Origin of the sequence: Gilliamella sp. ESL0250 (assembly GCF_013345045.1) — a bacterium.
In the GTDB taxonomy this organism is placed as follows: domain Bacteria; phylum Pseudomonadota; class Gammaproteobacteria; order Enterobacterales; family Orbaceae; genus Gilliamella; species Gilliamella apicola_H.
The window spans coordinates 38,953-55,333 of record NZ_JAAEDV010000008.1 but is presented as its reverse complement, the minus strand read 5'-3'; the positions used below and the strand labels follow the sequence as shown (position 1 = coordinate 55,333).

Here is a 16,381-nt window from a genome sequence, read left to right as displayed (position 1 = left end):
ACATCAATTTATTGTTTTACAGTTCGCTTTCAGACAGTTTGTTAAAACACTTATTGTTCTAGCTGAGCTACAATCTTAATAATTTCCGGCAAAATATCCAAAATCAAAGCCAATTGTTGCATCACTAACAGATCGTTATTGGCTTTTTCATCATCAGTCGAAAGCACCGAAATTGTCTCAATATAATCAGCAATGGACTGTTTAATAGATTGGTATTTGCTATCTATCTTTTTATCGTTTAACAGATTAATAATATAAACCGACAAATCATCAAATAGATCGAGCGTCTGTTTTGAAATACACTTATCACGGTGGGCACCTAAAGTCGAAAGATAACTAATCAATGTATGATTCAGCGTTAATAAACGAAATCCCTGATCAATAACTGCTGGATTCATATGCGGCTCTTTAGTCATCAAACTAATTAAGGAGGATAAATCCGCATTACTATCATGCGCTGCACGTCTTGCTAATCGATATTGCGGGTCATTAGTTTTGCCAGACATATACTGACGACCAATTAACGCCAAGTATTGGCTATCGTCATGACAAACACGATCGATAAGTTTAGGTAGATTTCTAAACTGCCAATCAGGCCAAATAAAGCTCACGGCAAACCAAGCAATAAAACAACCGATCAACGTCGCAATAATGCGTGAAATAGCAACCGCAATGCTACTTTCGCCAATCAAACTAAAACTAAAAAACACCAGTAACGTAATAAATGCCGTAGCATAAGCATATTGCGAATTCTTAAATAGAAAAAACAGCCAACCGGTAATTATAATTAGCACTAACTGTTCGGGTACGCTTGGAAATAAAAACGTTAACGGAATACCTACTATGATCCCTAAAATAGTGCCTATTACACGCAATTTTAACCGATGTTTTGTGGTGGAATAGTTAGGCTGGCATACAAATAAGCTGGTTAAAATAATCCAATAACCATGTGGCAAGTCACAAAAATAAATGACCATATAACCTACAAAAAACACCACACACATACGAATCGCATGACGAAACAGAGCAGATTTAATCGTCAAATTGCCTTTAATTTTGGCAAAAATATCATGAAAACGAGTTAACTCTTCATCAATTAACTGATTATCTTCTTGATCTTTTGATAGATGCTGTTCAGTATCAATATTGGCAAGTAATAGATCGATCGAGAGCAAATTTTGATGCAAACTTTTCAGCGCCTTAATCATTAGCAGATTTGCCATATTACTGGCATGATACTGGTTAATTGCCTCTTCAAGATACGAAAAATAACGTGAAAATAGCGGATCATGCTGATAAGTCTGATTTAATTTAATGGCTATTGCCAGTTGGGCACAAGCTTTGGCTTGCAAATTTAAAATACGTGCAAACCGGAATAAAATATCACTATGCTTAAAATGCACACTTAGTGCTTGATAATGGCCATGCGCTGAACTGGCGCGTTCATGAATATCTTGCGCCACAAAATAATAGCTAAGCATCTTTCTAATATAAACTTGTCCGCGATAGCTTTTTAAACGATTAAATAACGAACGCTTAGTGTGATTAAAAGCACTAATCAACTGATTATTGCTATTGTTTAGCTGCAAAGTTTGTTTTTTAAAACCGTCAGACTCATCTGGATCAAACATAGCCGCCTTGGCGTCAAGATATTGAGCTAATTGAATAAAACATATCGATAATGATTGTTGGGTTGTGCGAATGGGTTGGATGGTGGATTCAATTAACGAAACAACATTATACCAAAGTGCACCGAGCAACAGAAAACAAGGCAAAGTATAATTATCGGTATATAAATTATGCCCAAGCATGGTATAGGCAGCTATTAAAAGTGAGCCAAAGGCAATTACTCCATAACGTTGTCCAAGTGAACCAAGCATAATAAAAATAAAAGTCGAAGATACTAAACCAATAATAAACAACACAGGATAATTAAATAGCAACTCGACCGAAAAGGTCGCAATAGCAAAACAGATCAATGTAAGGATTAGATTAATACAGCGACTTAATAAACGCGTATCGATCTCGGTCAAACCCGCTGCCACCACACCAAGCGTAAGCGGGATAACGAGTGAAGTTTGTCCAAAATACCACGGAACTAACGTCGAACCCGTTAAACTAATTAACATTCGTAGACTAAAAAGAAGATTACTGCTGTAAAAGACTTTACGTAAAGTCAAAATGAATGTTTGCACGGCGTATTGGGCTTTGATTGAGTTGAAATGATAGCCAGTAGGATACTATATTGTAGAGCTTTGGGAAAGCGTTGTTTATTTTTTGAGTATAAAAGAGCTTTAAAAAGCAAATAAAATCAATTAATTAAAAGTATGCCTTTGGGTGGTAGCCTGTGTTTTTTATTTTAAGCACTTTTTTCATTAAAAAACAATCTAAGCGCTACTCAAAAATAGGTTAGTAAAGATATTGATTTTATTTTAACGGGTTTGTTTTGATTTCAAGACCCTTAGAACCCTTTTTTTACCGTTAATTTAAAATAAAATAAAATCAATAAGTTGAAAAAAGGTCAAAAAAAAGGGTTTTCAAAACTGAAATTGTTGTTTATCTTTATACAGCGAGATTTATGGAATATTAATTTCTACTTTAACGCCGTATAGGCGGTTTAGAAAATCACATGCAAAACATTACGTCGACCTGTTTTCTTTAACGCCGTATAGGCGGTTTAGAAAGCCATCTTTCCACAAGGTTTCGCGCTAATCTTCTTTAACGCCGTATAGGCGGTTTAGAAATAGCCCACAAAAGTGGTAATGTACCTAGTGTGCTTTAACGCCGTATAGGCGGTTTAGAAAAAGAGAATTAAGATCCTAACCATCTTTTTTCTCTTTAACGCCGTATAGGCGGTTTAAAAAATATATTCACGGTGCATTCTGTACAAGAACAACTTTAACGCCGTATAGGCGGTTTAGAAACGACGGTTTGCCGATTCTTAGCGAGGCAGACCCTTTAACGCCGTATAGGCGGTTTAGAAACGAAAATAAAGATAAAGTTTGTGACATTATGTCTTTAACGCCGTATAGGCGGTTTAGAAATTTAAAGAGCGATTAAAGCTCCTTATTGGTAACTTTAACGCCGTATAGGTGGTTAATGCATATAAAATTAACTCGACAACTATAAAACCATAATAAGAGATTATTTTATTTGTCTTATTCCGGCGTCAGAATGCGCCGACAAAAGAGTGAGGTGAGCATGCCAAACAGAAAAGTTTAGCGAGGCTATGCTTTGTCAGGAACACATTTGAACATCTCAGTAAAGCAAAGATGGTATTGAAAAGATAAGTATTATGGATGATACAAATAATATTGGGGAATTTTACACAAAATCCCCTTATTCAGACGTTATCACAGTAGCAATTTTTTACACCAAATGAATAAAACGTCCGAAAACACTGCCCCAATCCACTCCAGCCACCAAAAAAACTCAATATTAGGCAAAAAACTGTTATATAACATATTGATTTTATTTGTTTTTTGTTTTATTGTTTTTTATGGAAAAACAATAAATTTCAATACCTTAAAGCTTTCCATAAAACTTAATCGAAGTCACATCTAAATAATTTTTACCAAAAAATCCCCAAAAAAAGCTAGCCAAACTTTTTTTTAATGGTTATACTTTCATCAATTTTAAAATAGCTTATTTAACAAGCAAATAAACACATAAAAGATAAATAAAACAATAAGTTACTTGACAGGTAAACCGTAATGCATTATCATTTTAGACACCAGACACCAGACACCAGCACTGGCAAACCTATGTTTTAAATTTATCAAATAGACGCATCAGACGAATTTTTACTCTCGCTTCGTTGATATCCTCGAAGTTATCCCTAAAATTATTATCAAAACTATCCCGAAAAATCCCGTTGGCGTTGGCGGTATTATTATTGTTGTTTTCATGGCATTCGCTGGCATTAAATAGTCGAAGTGTTAATCGCAGTGATGCCATAATATTACCTTGGACACAATGGGGCGTCGTCAAATTCGCTACTCCAGTGCTGACTGGATATGGGTTCGCTGATGTCTTTCACGACGACTATGGATTCATCGTGAAAGACATCAATCCCGCATCATATGCGTTTAATTTTCCAACTACAGGGGCTGATGGATTGTATTTTGATTTAATCATATATGGAGATATAGATGAAGATGAATTGACATGGTCGCCAGTCATGCATGAAGGAATTACCGCTACAGTGAAAAAGATAGCAGCAAGGGATAGTTGGGCTTGGGTACTAGGGAATATGACTCCAGATGAGGAAGAATTTTTCAATTCACATATATTTATGCGCGTTACGCTAACAGGTCCAGAGGCAAGGACACAATGGTACAATTCTTATCCGAGTTTAATTGCTAAACCAAGGTTACCACAGACTTTTGAGTTAGTGGGTAAAGATAGAAAGGGTAATGAGGTAGTAAAATATGGATTTGTGTTGCAGAAGTGGTTTGTGACCCGAGGGGATGGACGGAAAAGCCAACCCGAGCAAATATCTTGGTGTAGTCGTTTAGGTTACCGCCTGTCACAGGCTAGGGACTTGACTAATTCGGTGTGTTCTCCAAGAGACGTCATACACAATAACTGTCAAGGAATCGTCACCTCCACGCCATCGTCAGATCTTAATGGGTACAAGTTTAATATAGGAGCATTTTTAACGGAGTGGGGTTACACGCCGCTTTATACCGGTGCGGGCTTTTACTCCGACGTCTGGGTAAGCGATGAATTAGATAACAGAAGGTTCATTATGCTCATCGATACTGGTGGAATCCATGGAGCCAGAAAAAGCGAAACTTTTTACGAAGACGATAGAAATGCTATTTGCACCATACCTTAGCTTTTAGTCTTTAAGTCGCGGTCGAACTTATGGTACAAATAAAGAACAAGCAATTAAAGAAGCAAGCGAAATCATAAAAAATCACTAATTAAGCGTAACAATAGAAATTGAGTAGAAATTAGCATTAAGTGAAAATCCGATTATATTTTTAAGAGAGATTTTTTAAAAGCCTATAATCATTCATTTTATGTTATGAATCAATTGTTAGGATTTAATTTAAAACCCATAACCAAACACGTTAACAAACTTGACCAAATCATTGTGTCTGGCTAGTGTGATCAATAAACGTGTAAGTTTTACGTTGATTTTTGGTTTTAAAAAGTTAAAACAGCGTTGTTTTTTCGGATGGTTAATGGGCAAAGTAATTAATTAATTAATCTGCTGATTTACACATTCTTCTATCTATTCAATATATTATTTTTCAATCGCTCAAAATAAAAAATCCAGCAATTGCGGTAACATTTGCTGGATTTTTAGTAGTTCTATTGATTTGCTAATGTGCTAATTAACAGGATAGAACTCGCTTGTTGAGCCGCTGTCGTTATCGCTATCATAGTGACTTGGGCATGATAACGCTCTAGCTAGTTCAATAGAAACATAACTGCCACTAGGTGTTTCAACTTGGCATTCGCCTAAAAATATTGAATATTTGGTGTTTGCATGCATGCTTTTACCTATAAAATAGCAGTGAGAAGCATTGTATAAATCCCCTCGGCAAAGCAATGCAATAGCTAACCAAACAATGAGTACGGCTAAAGTGACCCATTTTAAATACTTCCAAATAAAGGACCAAAAACCTATCCCTCTAAAACGGCAGTATCCATAAATGAGCACTATAACTGCAATAAGCCCTAAACATTCGTATAACCAAAATAGCCACATAGTCATCTCCCACACAGTTAGTTAACTGTTATTTTATACTAACTTTGCCTATACATCTATATGCTTGCAATCCTGTATATTTACACCATAAATTTATATCCAAGAACTGTTACGAATAACACCAACAGCGAGTCCTTCAATGGCAAAATTTTGTTGTTCTAAATCAACTTCGATAGGTGAGAACTCTTTGTTTTCGGCAATTAGGTGAACATGCTTGCCTTTGCGTGACAGTCGTTTAACGGTAACTTCGTCATCAATGCGAGCCACCACAACTTGACCGTTTTTAACATCTTGGGTTTTATGTACAGCCAATAAATCACCATCTAATATGCCGATGTCTTTCATTGACATACCGTGTACTCTTAATAAAAAGTCAGCATGGGGTTTAAATAGCGATGGATCGACTTGGTAATGACTTTCGATATGCTCTTGCGCTAATATTGGCGAACCCGCTGCGACTTGCCCAATAAGCGGTAATCCCTCTAGTTCATTTTGCTCAACAGGGCTTTCAAGTAAAAGGCGAATTCCGCGCGATGAGCCTGCGATCATTTCGATCGCGCCTTTTTTGGCAAGCGCTTTAAGATGTTCTTCAGCTGCGTTAGCGGAACGAAATCCTAATTTTTGAGCAATTTCGGCTCGAGTGGGTGGCATGCCGGTGGTTTGGATGTTGTCTTTTATTAAATTATAAATTTGTTGTTGACGTTCGGTTAACGGTCTCATTACTTATTCCTGTTTTTATATACAGATATATGTAATTATATACAGCTAATGATATAAAACAACTATTTTATTTAATTTATTTTTGATTTGGCGGTAAATTTTTGCATTGTGGTTATTATGGGTTAATCAGGTGAGTAATTTCCCCCACTTGATGCTAATAACTAAACTACTGCCAGTATTTTGCATTATTTAATCAACATACTTATATGCTATAATAACCTAATTTTTTATTAGATTGGAATTTGCCTTATGCCTTATGTTGTTGCGCTCAGTGGCGGGATTGCCAGCGGTAAAAGCACCATTGCCGATTTGTTTGCTCAATTAGGTGTGCCAATTATTGATGCCGACCTTATTGCAAGGCAAGTTGTGCAAGTTGGTAGTGATGCGTTTAATCAAATTGTTAAGCATTTTAGTCAAGAAATTTTGCTCGCTAATGGTGAACTTGATCGCAGTCAGCTACGTGAAATTATATTTAATAATGACCATGAACGACTTTGGCTTAATCATTTGTTGCATCCTATTATTCAACAAGAAACTCAAAAACAAATTGCTATGCAAAGCACTACCTATGTGATTTGGGTTGTGCCGTTATTGATTGAAAACAATTTGCATACTTTGGCCGATCGAGTGCTGATCATCGATGCTCCAGAGTCGCTACAATTGGCGCGATTAGTAAAAAGAGATAATATTAGTGAATCATTAGCGAAAAAGATGATATTGTCGCAAGTGTCTTTAAAAAAACGTTTATCTTATGCGGATGATATTATTGTCAATGATGACAATTTGGTATCGCTAACTGCACAAGTTAATTTATTGCATCAACAATATTTAGATAACTTTAATGGTAAGATTTAGATAGATGAGTAATATTATTTTTGAACATCCATTAAACGAAAAAATGCGCACTTGGCTTCGTATTGAATTTTTATTAAATCAATTAAATACGCATTGCCATTTAGATCAGAATAATGCGTTGATTTTTTTTCATGCACTGTCCGAGTTGTTAGAAATTATTGAACGTAACGATGTTAAAAGCGATCTGATGAAAGAGCTTGAATCACAAAAACAAAAGTTAACCTTATGGTTAACGTTTAATGGTGTTGACTATGATTTGCTTAACAGTTTGATCCACCAGTTTGATGAGTTTTTAGCTCAATTTTATGTGACAACACGCTTAGGACAGCCATTGAAAGAGGACCGTTTTATCACTGCTATTCGTCAACGTTTAACGATCCCAGGTGGGTGTTGTAGTTTTGATTTGCCTTCGTTCCATTTATGGCTCAAAATCCCGCAAGAAAGACGCAATATTCAAGTTAAAAATTGGTTACAACACCTGTCAATTCTTGATAAATCTCTAACATGTTATATGCAGTTAATTAGACAAATGGGTGAGTTTAAGCCATTTATTTGTTCTAATAACTTTTTTCAAGAAACGAGTGGTGATGTTAATTTGATTCGTATTCGGGTTTCGTTAGATAAAAATGTCTATCCCCAAGTGTCTGGTTATATGTCGCGCTATAGTATTCGGTTTTTACCGCTTGATGCTAGTGATAACGTTAATAACGATGGCATTGAATTTGAGTTAGCTTGTTGCTAATGACGTGAAATGCTAATTTTTGAAAAAAAGAGTTGAAATGAATAAAAATACAGTCACATTTGTTAATTGTCCAACTTGTCAAAAAAAAGTTGAATGGAGCAAAGAGAGTCCTTATCGTCCATTTTGCAGCAAACGTTGCCAGCTTATTGATTTAGGTGATTGGGCAACCGAAGAACATCGCATTGCCGATAAAGACATCACCGAACAAGATCTTTGGAGTGAAGAAGATCTTACCGATTTTGCAGGTAAACATTAATGAAGATTTTAGGTATTGAAACCTCGTGCGACGAAACTGGTATTGCCATTTATGATGATACCAATGGTTTGCTTGCAAACCAGCTTTATTCGCAAATTAAGTTACATGCTGATTATGGTGGTGTAGTGCCTGAGCTTGCATCACGCGATCATATTCGTAAAACCGTACCCTTAATTCAAGCAGCATTAAAAGAAGCAAATTTGCTGCCAGCAGATATTGATGGTGTGGCTTATACAGCAGGTCCAGGCTTAATTGGTGCTTTAATGGTTGGTGCATCGATTGGGCGTTCGCTGGCTTATGCTTGGGATGTTCCCGCAGTTGCAGTCCATCATATGGAGGGGCATTTGTTAGCTCCTATGCTTGAAGATAATCCTCCCGAATTTCCCTTTGTGGCATTATTAGTTTCGGGCGGACATACACAGCTTATTAGTGTAATGGGTATTGGTCAATATGAACTTATTGGTGAATCCATTGACGATGCAGCAGGAGAAGCTTTTGATAAAACAGCAAAATTGCTTGGTTTAGATTATCCCGGAGGGGCTAAATTGTCGAAATTAGCTGAGCACGGTAATGGGAATCGGTTCCATTTTCCTCGACCAATGACCGATCGATCTGGGCTGGATTTTAGTTTTTCAGGTCTTAAAACAGCCGCTGCCAATATCATTCATCAACATAGTGATAATCATATGATTGATACGCAGACTCAAGCCGATATTGCTAGAGCTTTTGAAGATGCTTTGGTTGATACGTTAGTGATTAAATCGCGACGAGCTCTTGATCAAACTGGATTTAAAAATTTAGTGATAGCTGGTGGAGTAAGCGCCAATCAAACACTGCGTAATAGGTTAACTGAGCTGATGCGTCAGCGTAAAGGACAAGTTTATTATCCACGACTCGAATTTTGTACCGATAATGGGGCCATGATTGCCTATGCGGGTATGATTCATTTAAAAGCGAGGCAGTATTCAGATTTAGCAATTAATGTTAGGCCAAGATGGCCACTTAGCGAGCTTAATGCTGGTTAACCGATTATTTTGATTTAAAAACATGTTGATTAAAACAAAAGCAAAAAAAGCGGGGATCAGTTCCCGCTTTTTTTGCCTATATAGTTCAATCAATGATATTAATTAACAGTATTGGAGCTAGACGATTCTTCTTGTTTTTCGGAATCCGTGTTTTCGTTAGCTAATTTTTGAATATTGTGATTAATATTAAATAGTACACAAATCAATTCAAAACCAATACGAGTTGAAATAAAGCCTACAATCAAGGTAATAATGCCAGTAAAAAAAGCAACTAAACCCATAGTGAAACTATAAGCAAACGCAGCAAAACTACCTAATATCATAGTGAGCGCACTAATGCCAATAAGAACTAATGCGATCCAATACACGATAGTGATAAAAGAAGGTGTTAACATTTTATTAAAGAAGAAAAAATCTTTAATGGTAAGATCTTTAAAATCTATTTTTTTGTTCATTTTATTTCCTTATTTAGGTGGATTAATTTTATTACTTCTATTTTTTTATATTTGCGTATAAAGTGATAAATTCTTGAAAGCGGTAAAGCGCAACAATTATAACATAAAATTATTTTGAGATTAACTTATGAAAACTTATATTCCAGGCAAAGATGCTGCCCTTGAAGATTCCATTAACTATTTTCAGCAACAATTAGCAAAATATGATTTAGAAGTGAAAGAAGCTTCTTGGCTCAATCCTGTGCCCAATGTATGGTCAGTACATATTCAAAATACAAAGTGCCCACTGTGTTTTGCTAATGGTAAAGGTGCAAGTAAAAAAGCAGCGTTAGCATCGGCCTTGGGAGAGTATTTTGAGCGATTATCAACCAATTACTTTTTTTCAGATTTTTATTTGGGTAAAAAGGCTGCAAATGCTGATTTTGTGCATTATCCGTCCGAAAAATGGTTTTCTATTCCTGAAGATAATTCCCTCCCTAAAGGGTTATTATCTCAAAAACTCCTTAAGTTTTATGATCCCGATCATGAGTTAAGGGCAACTGATTTAATTGATCTACAATCAAGTAATGGCGAGCGTGGCATTTGTGCATTACCGTTTGAGCAACAGTCTGACAAGCAAACGGTTTATGTGCCTGTTAATTTAATTGCTAATTTATATGCATCTAATGGTATGTCAGCAGGAAATACCCGTAATGAAGCGCGAGTACAAGGGTTATCGGAAATTTTTGAACGTTATACCAAAAATAAAATTATTGCCGAGGCTATTAGCTTACCGATTATTCCAACCGAGGTTATTCATCGCTATCCAGCGGTTTTGGCAGCCATTAATGCGCTTGAAAGCGAAGGCTTTCCACTTTATTGTTTTGATGCTTCATTAGGCGGTGAGTTTCCGGTTATTTGTGTGGTGTTGTTTAATCCGCAAAATGGAACATGTTATGCATCGTTTGGTGCACATCCAAATTTTGGCGTTGCACTTGAACGAACTGTGACTGAGCTATTACAAGGGCGCAGTTTAAAAGATCTGGATGTGTTTTCACCACCAAGTTTTGATAATGATGATATTGCTGATCTTAGCAATTTAGAAACGCATTTTATTGATTCAAGCGGTTTGATTTCATGGGATCTGTTTAATGAGCAAGCTGATTATGAATTTGTCGATTGGAATTTTTCGGGCACGACTGAGCAAGAATTTGCTAATTTAATGGCTATTTTTACACGCCACAATACTGAAGTGTTAATTATGGACTATGAGCATCTTGGTGTTTATGCTTGCCGAATTTTGGCTGTTGGCATGTCTGAAATTTATCCCCCTGAAGATCTTTTAATTGCCAATAGCAATATGGCAATTGGTCTGCGTGATCTTATTTTGTCGTTACCTTATCAAAAACGCACTGCTAAACAATACCTAGCCATTATTGAACAACTTGATGACGAAGGTCTTGATGATTATGCACGCGTTCGTGAACTGCTTGGCATTGCAACCGGTAACGATAATGCTTGGTTTACATTGCGCGTTGGTGAATTAAAAGCAATGTTGGCATTGGCAGGTAAAGACTTAGTGCAAGCACAACAATGGATTGATTGGACGGTTGAAATGAATGAGTCTATATTTACCCCAGCACGTAATCACGCTTATCGTTGCTTGCAAACGTTGGTTAATTTTATTTTGCAACGTGACAAAAAACAGTTTAACAACTATCAAATAGCATTTAATAAAATGTATGGTCAAGCTTGTGTTGACGATATGTGGCAATATGCTAATGGCGAAAAAACATTTTTTGGCTTGGCAGATTCTGCTACGGCCGATAAAACGACTAATGATAATTTAGAACAATTTGCTATGCATCAGAAATTATTAGCTGTGTATAACAAATTACATCAGGTGATGTGATAATCTATTTGTTTAAATTCCACCGATATACTCGGTGGAATGAATAATAATATTTAGCCTTGCCTTGCAAATTCACCTGCTTGTTTTACCAATTCTTTACTGGGGATTACGCCAGTATATAACACAAATTGTTCAAGAGCCTGAATCACCGCGACATCGGCACCTGAAATAATCGTTTTGTTTAGCTTTTGGGCATATTTTATCATTGGTGTTTCAACGGGTAATGCAACCACATCAAACACAATATCAGCATTTTCTATCATGGTTGAGGGGAATGCGAGCTCTTTTGCTTCAATGCCTCCATGCATACCAATTGGGGTCACATTAATAATTAGTTTGGCTTGCTTTGGCAATATGTCTTGTTCATCTTTGACCCATTTATAACCGTAGCGTTTGGCTAACGCTTCGCCTTTTGCTTGGTTACGTGCGATAATCATGCCATTTTTAAATCCTGCATCATAAAAAGCACCAATCACCGCATTAGCCATACCGCCACTGCCTTTTAACACAAATGGCGTTGTATTATCGATTTTATTTTCTGTAATGAGCTTAGCAACTGCAATATAATCAGTATTATAGGCTTTTAAATGATGATTGGTGTTAACAATAGTATTGACTGATTGAATAGATTTTACCGAATCGTCTAATTCATCAATAAACTCAATGCAAGCTTCTTTATAAGGCATTGAAATGGCGCAACCTCGAATCGCTAAGGCTTTAATGCCATAAATTGCATCTTTTAAATTATTGGTAGTAAAGGCTTTATATAAGTAATTAAGATCGAGTTTTTCATACAAATAATTATGAAAGCGAGTACCGAAATTGCTTGGTCTGGCTGAAAGGGACATGCAAACAGTCGTATCTTTATTGATAATTCTTGCCATTACAATAAATCCTTGTAATCATAGTTTGATGATTTTATTTTACCACTTTCTTCATTAATGTGTATGTCATTATGGTTGCAAACAATACCGGTCCTAAAATTCAGCAAGAAAAATCGACAGTGAGCGCAATGATTTTTTTATATTGTCATCAAAAGCATCATACCTCACGCCACCAGTTATGTAATGAATGTAATGATCTATTGCAATATGCTATGCAACGTTTAACAATGTGTCGTTTTGGTGAAGCCAAAACAACGTGTGAGCGTTGTCCTAAACATTGTTATCGCAAAGATTATAAACAAAAAATCAAACAAGTTATGCGTTATGCTGGTCCTAGAATGATGATTTACCACCCCATTATGGCCTTTAGGCATATTTATAAGAATTTGGTGAACAAATAACTTATTGTTCACGATTTTTATGTGGTAAAACACAAAATGTATGGTCAATTATCATTAAGTTGATATTAGAATTTAGTCAATTTATTTAATTAAAAATACTCATGCTTAAAATTGCATCGAATTTCAACCGATTTGTATACTAAGAAAAATTTGTTATTATTGAAAACAAAATTTACAATAGCCATTTGATAAAAGTTTGGATCCAAGAAATGTCTATCGCAGTTGTTGAAGTCAATCGTCAAGCAGTTATTCATAATCTTGAATACCTCAAAAAAATAGCCCCTGATAGTCAGCTAGTTGCAATTATTAAAGCCAACGCTTACTCGCATGGTATCGAGGGAATTGCGCAGTTGTTAAGTGATAAAGTAGATTATTTTGGTGTGTCGCGACTATCCGAGGCAATATTGGTACGGAATAAGGGTATTAATACCCCAATTATAGCTTTGGAAGGATTTTTTCTGCATGATAATATAGATAATTTGATTGATTTTAATATTCAGCCCGCCATTCACAGCAAATGGCAAATTGATGCATTGCTATCATTCCCCTTTGAAAATCAAATTACTACATGGTTTAAACTTGATACCGGTATGCATCGGCTCGGCTTTTGTCTTGATGAAGCCAAAGATGAATTTTATCGCTTAGCCAGTTGCTCTGCGGTTCGAAAGCCCATCAATATTATGAGTCATTTTAGTTCGGCTGATGATCTTACTTCTGCTCAAACGCTAAAGCAACTTGAATTGTTTGATCAGTTTATTGCGTCAATTGATGACAAGTCACTCATTGGCAAATGTTCAATTGCCGCATCGGGTGGTACATTGGCATGGCCAAATACTCAGCGTGATGTTGTGCGTCAAGGCATTGCTTTATATGGCGTTTCTCCTTTTGCTTCACCAATTGCCGAGCTACAGCCTGCCATGACATTTAAATCCGAATTAATCGCAGTTCGAAAGCATAAACAAGGCGAATCGGTTGGTTATGGTCAGACTTGGTGTAGTTTGCAAGAGACTCAATTAGGTGTCGTTGCGATGGGCTATGGTGACGGCTATCCACGCAACATTCCGCAAAATACCCCCGTTTTGATTAATGGCCGTAAAGTGCCCATTGTTGGCCGAGTTTCAATGGATATGATTGTGGTTGATTTGGGTATAAACAGCCTTGAAAAACCCGGTGACGAAGTCATATTTTGGGGACCCGAACTCCCCGTTGAAGAAATCGCTAAGCACACGGGTATTAGTGCTTATGAATTAATCACGCGCTTAACTTCACGCGCAAAAATCCACTATAGTAGATAAATAAATTATGATTAAAAAAATATTTTTATACACTTTACTTACCCTGATATTAATTGTGGGTGGTTCGATCAGTATTGGTTATTATTTTTTACAACAGTTTTCGAAACAGCAAATGCAAGTCACCACCGAAAACCAGATGTTTGTTTTGAAAAAAGGGACATCCATGTACCAGTTAGTTGCGCAAATTAAAGAAAGTCAATTAATGCAAAGAGCTTATTTGCTTCCTTATTTGTGTAAGTTAAATCCATCATTAAGATCCATCAAAGCAGGAACTTACCAATTACACCCGCATATGACAGTTGAAGAATTTTTGCAATTGTTGGTGTCCGGTAAAGAGAGCAATTTTTCAATTCAATTTGTTGAAGGTAAGCGTGCTAAAGATTGGTTGAAGGTGATTGAAAATACACCCTATATTCAGCAAACTTTATTAGGCAAAACAGACGAAGAAATTGCTAAGTTATTAGGTATTGAAGGATCGATTGAAGGGTGGTTATCGCCAGATACTTACCTTTATACCGCAGACACTTTAGATATTAATATCTTAAAGCGTGCACATATGACGATGAAAAGTAATCTACAAAAAATTTGGGATAATCGCGATAGTAATCTCCCTTATCAATCACCTTATGAATTACTAATTATTGCATCAATCATTGAAAAAGAAACTGGAGTTAGTTCTGAGCGTGCTAATGTAGCTTCGGTATTTGTTAATCGCTTAAATGCCAAAATGAAGTTGCAAACTGATCCAACAATTATTTATGGTTTAGGTGATAACTATAAAGGCACGATTAGACGCGTTGATTTAACCGATACTGAAAATCCCTATAATACCTATGTTATTGATGGATTACCGCCAACACCAATTGCAATGCCTAGCCTTGCTTCATTAGAGGCGGCAGCACACCCAGCTAAAACCAATTATCTGTTTTTTGTCGCGAATGGCACGGGTGGACACACATTCTCGAGCACTTATGGCAACCATCAGCAAGCAGTAAGTGAGTATCGACGAATAACCAGCAATGGAAATTAGGTTTAAAAAATAAATTAAAATCAACAATTACCGCATAGTTATGCGGTAATTTTTTGTGATTAAATTATGCTAATTCATCAAGTTGCTTAATAAGATGTAGTAGATGATTAACATCTTGCTCTTGCTCTTTTAGCGCTTCCTCAAAATAAGGATGCAGAGCAAATTTGGGGCGCTTACCTTTGGCATCAATGAGTGCTTGCATTCGAGGAATAAAAATCCATTGCAACCATTCATGTGCTTGCATGGTATCAAGCGCAAAAGGTTGTTGACTTAAAAAAGCATCAGGTTTTGGCGGTGTGATTTGCCATAAATTGATTTTTTGTAACTCTGCAATAATTTGCTCAATTTGATTGAGTAGCTTTTGTTCTTGTGATTTTTGCGCTAACAAACTTCGATAATATTGCCAATCAAAACAGGGGCCAGGATCTGTTTTACGATCTGGGGCAATATCGCTGTGGCCAGTGATGTTTTGGATCGCATAAGTTTGTTGTAATAATAACGTCACATTCGCTAATTGCTGATATTGTTGTTCGGTAAAGTTGTCACTATCGCATCCTTCCATTTCAATACCAATTGAAAAATCGTTACAATTATCTTGTCCTGCAAATACGGATTTCCCCGCATGCCAAGCGCGTTTATCAAATGGTACAAATTGAATGATTTCGCCATCACGTCGAATAAACAGATGGCTTGAGACTTCAAGTTGATAAATTGAAGCAAAGTACGGATGCTTGTTAGGATTGAGTTGACCTGTAAATAATTGTTCAACATAAGGTCCCCCATATTGATTGGGCGGTAAGCTTATATTATGGATAACAAGTAACGAAATCGGTTTATTGGCTGGCCGTTCATTATAAAAAGGTGAAACGACTTGTTTTATACCTTGTAACCAACCGTTAACAATTCTTAGGGACATATTGACTCCAACTTATCTAATAAACCGATGTATGGATTTGTTTGTTTTGCGATCTGCTTCGCGAAAATTGAGCATACAACGTAATAATGAATTGCGTAATGGATTTTTATTTCCAAATTTACCACTTCGCTATTATTCCATTTTTTTGTTTTGCTATAAAGCTCTTGTGTTAAATCATTGACAGAAACT

Annotated in this window: 16 protein-coding genes, 1 pseudogene and 1 CRISPR repeat array; of the genes and pseudogenes, 9 read left to right on the top strand and 8 right to left on the bottom strand. The window is 36.3% G+C overall.

The features are described 5' to 3' along the window. Positions 1–50 precede the first annotated feature (50 nt). Together yccS and GYY69_RS07645 are read right to left on the bottom strand one after the other, a co-directional pair. Positions 51–2,195, bottom strand: coding sequence for a YccS family putative transporter (yccS, locus tag GYY69_RS07650; protein ID WP_174797138.1), 2,145 nt, complete (start codon positions 2,193–2,195; stop codon positions 51–53). Between the two features lie 401 nt (positions 2,196–2,596). Then, positions 2,597–3,104: a CRISPR direct-repeat array (repeat unit 28 nt; unit sequence CTTTAACGCCGTATAGGCGGTTTAGAAA). Positions 3,105–3,762: 658 nt separating this feature from the next. After that, entirely contained in the window at positions 3,763–3,957 is a 195-nt protein-coding gene (locus GYY69_RS07645; RefSeq protein ID WP_174797137.1) for a hypothetical protein, read from the bottom strand. Positions 3,958–4,057: 100 nt separating this feature from the next. Here GYY69_RS07645 and GYY69_RS07640 point away from each other — a divergent pair, with 100 nt between their 5' ends. Further along, complete coding sequence (locus GYY69_RS07640; RefSeq protein WP_174797136.1) at positions 4,058–4,840, top strand: hypothetical protein; 783 nt, start codon at positions 4,058–4,060, stop codon at positions 4,838–4,840. Positions 4,841–5,341: 501 nt separating this feature from the next. On the opposite strand, the gene GYY69_RS07635 is transcribed toward GYY69_RS07640, so the two are convergent. Next, positions 5,342–5,722 (bottom strand): hypothetical protein, encoded by a 381-nt coding sequence (locus GYY69_RS07635; protein ID WP_174797135.1) that lies wholly within the window; start codon positions 5,720–5,722, stop codon positions 5,342–5,344. Positions 5,723–5,815: 93 nt separating this feature from the next. Further along, positions 5,816–6,442, bottom strand: coding sequence for a transcriptional repressor LexA (gene lexA / locus GYY69_RS07630; RefSeq protein WP_174797134.1), 627 nt, complete (start codon positions 6,440–6,442; stop codon positions 5,816–5,818). A gap of 249 nt (positions 6,443–6,691) precedes the next feature. Here lexA and coaE point away from each other — a divergent pair, with 249 nt between their 5' ends. The 4 genes from coaE to tsaD are packed head-to-tail and all read left to right on the top strand — an operon-like array spanning position 6,692 to position 9,320. Continuing rightward, the gene (gene coaE / locus GYY69_RS07625; RefSeq protein ID WP_174797133.1) at positions 6,692–7,297 is read left to right on the top strand and encodes a dephospho-CoA kinase; all 606 of its coding nucleotides are present in this window, start codon (positions 6,692–6,694) and stop codon (positions 7,295–7,297) included. 4 nt (positions 7,298–7,301) lie between these two features. Continuing rightward, positions 7,302–8,039 carry a cell division protein ZapD gene (zapD, locus tag GYY69_RS07620; RefSeq protein ID WP_174797132.1) on the top strand — a complete coding sequence of 246 codons (738 nt, stop codon included), beginning with the start codon at positions 7,302–7,304 and terminating at the stop codon, positions 8,037–8,039. 37 nt (positions 8,040–8,076) lie between these two features. After that, on the top strand, positions 8,077–8,295 hold the full coding sequence (yacG, locus tag GYY69_RS07615; protein ID WP_065638697.1) for a DNA gyrase inhibitor YacG: 219 nt from the start codon (positions 8,077–8,079) through the stop codon (positions 8,293–8,295). Continuing rightward, entirely contained in the window at positions 8,295–9,320 is a 1,026-nt protein-coding gene (gene tsaD / locus GYY69_RS07610) for a tRNA (adenosine(37)-N6)-threonylcarbamoyltransferase complex transferase subunit TsaD (RefSeq protein WP_174797131.1), read from the top strand. The genes yacG and tsaD overlap by 1 nt, the downstream gene beginning before the upstream one ends. 98 nt (positions 9,321–9,418) lie before the next feature. Here tsaD and GYY69_RS07605 read toward each other — a convergent pair whose 3' ends face one another. Further along, positions 9,419–9,775 carry a DUF4282 domain-containing protein gene (locus GYY69_RS07605; RefSeq protein WP_194240620.1) on the bottom strand — a complete coding sequence of 119 codons (357 nt, stop codon included), beginning with the start codon at positions 9,773–9,775 and terminating at the stop codon, positions 9,419–9,421. Between the two features lie 127 nt (positions 9,776–9,902). Between GYY69_RS07605 and ycaO the strand changes: the two genes are divergently transcribed. Further along, positions 9,903–11,666 (top strand): 30S ribosomal protein S12 methylthiotransferase accessory factor YcaO, encoded by a 1,764-nt coding sequence (gene ycaO, locus GYY69_RS07600; protein ID WP_174797130.1) that lies wholly within the window; start codon positions 9,903–9,905, stop codon positions 11,664–11,666. 53 nt (positions 11,667–11,719) lie between these two features. Here ycaO and GYY69_RS07595 read toward each other — a convergent pair whose 3' ends face one another. Beyond that, positions 11,720–12,550 carry a shikimate 5-dehydrogenase gene (locus tag GYY69_RS07595; protein ID WP_174797129.1) on the bottom strand — a complete coding sequence of 277 codons (831 nt, stop codon included), beginning with the start codon at positions 12,548–12,550 and terminating at the stop codon, positions 11,720–11,722. A gap of 71 nt (positions 12,551–12,621) precedes the next feature. Here GYY69_RS07595 and GYY69_RS07590 point away from each other — a divergent pair, with 71 nt between their 5' ends. The 3 genes from GYY69_RS07590 (at position 12,622) to mltG (ending at position 15,276) form a co-directional block, all read left to right on the top strand. Beyond that, the gene (locus GYY69_RS07590; protein ID WP_174797128.1) at positions 12,622–12,951 is read left to right on the top strand and encodes a nitrous oxide-stimulated promoter family protein; all 330 of its coding nucleotides are present in this window, start codon (positions 12,622–12,624) and stop codon (positions 12,949–12,951) included. Positions 12,952–13,160: 209 nt separating this feature from the next. After that, positions 13,161–14,246, top strand: a complete 1,086-nt coding sequence (gene alr, locus GYY69_RS07585; RefSeq protein ID WP_174797127.1) for an alanine racemase — start codon at positions 13,161–13,163, stop codon at positions 14,244–14,246. A gap of 7 nt (positions 14,247–14,253) precedes the next feature. Further along, positions 14,254–15,276 (top strand): endolytic transglycosylase MltG, encoded by a 1,023-nt coding sequence (mltG, locus tag GYY69_RS07580; protein WP_174797126.1) that lies wholly within the window; start codon positions 14,254–14,256, stop codon positions 15,274–15,276. Positions 15,277–15,340: 64 nt separating this feature from the next. On the opposite strand, the gene GYY69_RS13110 is transcribed toward mltG, so the two are convergent. Both GYY69_RS13110 and ampD read right to left on the bottom strand, forming a co-directional pair. Next, complete coding sequence (locus tag GYY69_RS13110; protein ID WP_446718892.1) at positions 15,341–15,664, bottom strand: YqcC family protein; 324 nt, start codon at positions 15,662–15,664, stop codon at positions 15,341–15,343. Next, positions 15,647–16,192, bottom strand: a pseudogene (ampD, locus tag GYY69_RS13105) (1,6-anhydro-N-acetylmuramyl-L-alanine amidase AmpD); the annotation flags it as partial. The pseudogene ampD and the gene GYY69_RS13110, both read right to left, overlap by 18 nt. Positions 16,193–16,381 lie beyond the last annotated feature (189 nt).

Excerpts from the sequence above, each read along its gene's own strand:
- GYY69_RS07590 (WP_174797128.1), top strand. The coding sequence starts at position 12,622 with ATGGTTGCAAACAATACCGGTCCTAAAATTCAGCAAGAAAAATCGACA.
- GYY69_RS07595 (WP_174797129.1), bottom strand. The coding sequence starts at position 12,550 with ATGGCAAGAATTATCAATAAAGATACGACTGTTTGCATGTCCCTTTCA.
- GYY69_RS07605 (WP_194240620.1), bottom strand. The coding sequence starts at position 9,775 with ATGAACAAAAAAATAGATTTTAAAGATCTTACCATTAAAGATTTTTTC.
- mltG (WP_174797126.1), top strand. The coding sequence starts at position 14,254 with ATGATTAAAAAAATATTTTTATACACTTTACTTACCCTGATATTAATT.
- ycaO (WP_174797130.1), top strand. The coding sequence starts at position 9,903 with ATGAAAACTTATATTCCAGGCAAAGATGCTGCCCTTGAAGATTCCATT.
- zapD (WP_174797132.1), top strand. The coding sequence starts at position 7,302 with ATGAGTAATATTATTTTTGAACATCCATTAAACGAAAAAATGCGCACT.
- yacG (WP_065638697.1), top strand. The coding sequence starts at position 8,077 with ATGAATAAAAATACAGTCACATTTGTTAATTGTCCAACTTGTCAAAAA.
- coaE (WP_174797133.1), top strand. The coding sequence starts at position 6,692 with ATGCCTTATGTTGTTGCGCTCAGTGGCGGGATTGCCAGCGGTAAAAGC.
- lexA (WP_174797134.1), bottom strand. The coding sequence starts at position 6,442 with ATGAGACCGTTAACCGAACGTCAACAACAAATTTATAATTTAATAAAA.
- GYY69_RS07645 (WP_174797137.1), bottom strand. The coding sequence starts at position 3,957 with ATGGCATCACTGCGATTAACACTTCGACTATTTAATGCCAGCGAATGC.
- alr (WP_174797127.1), top strand. The coding sequence starts at position 13,161 with ATGTCTATCGCAGTTGTTGAAGTCAATCGTCAAGCAGTTATTCATAAT.
- GYY69_RS07635 (WP_174797135.1), bottom strand. The coding sequence starts at position 5,722 with ATGTGGCTATTTTGGTTATACGAATGTTTAGGGCTTATTGCAGTTATA.
- tsaD (WP_174797131.1), top strand. The coding sequence starts at position 8,295 with ATGAAGATTTTAGGTATTGAAACCTCGTGCGACGAAACTGGTATTGCC.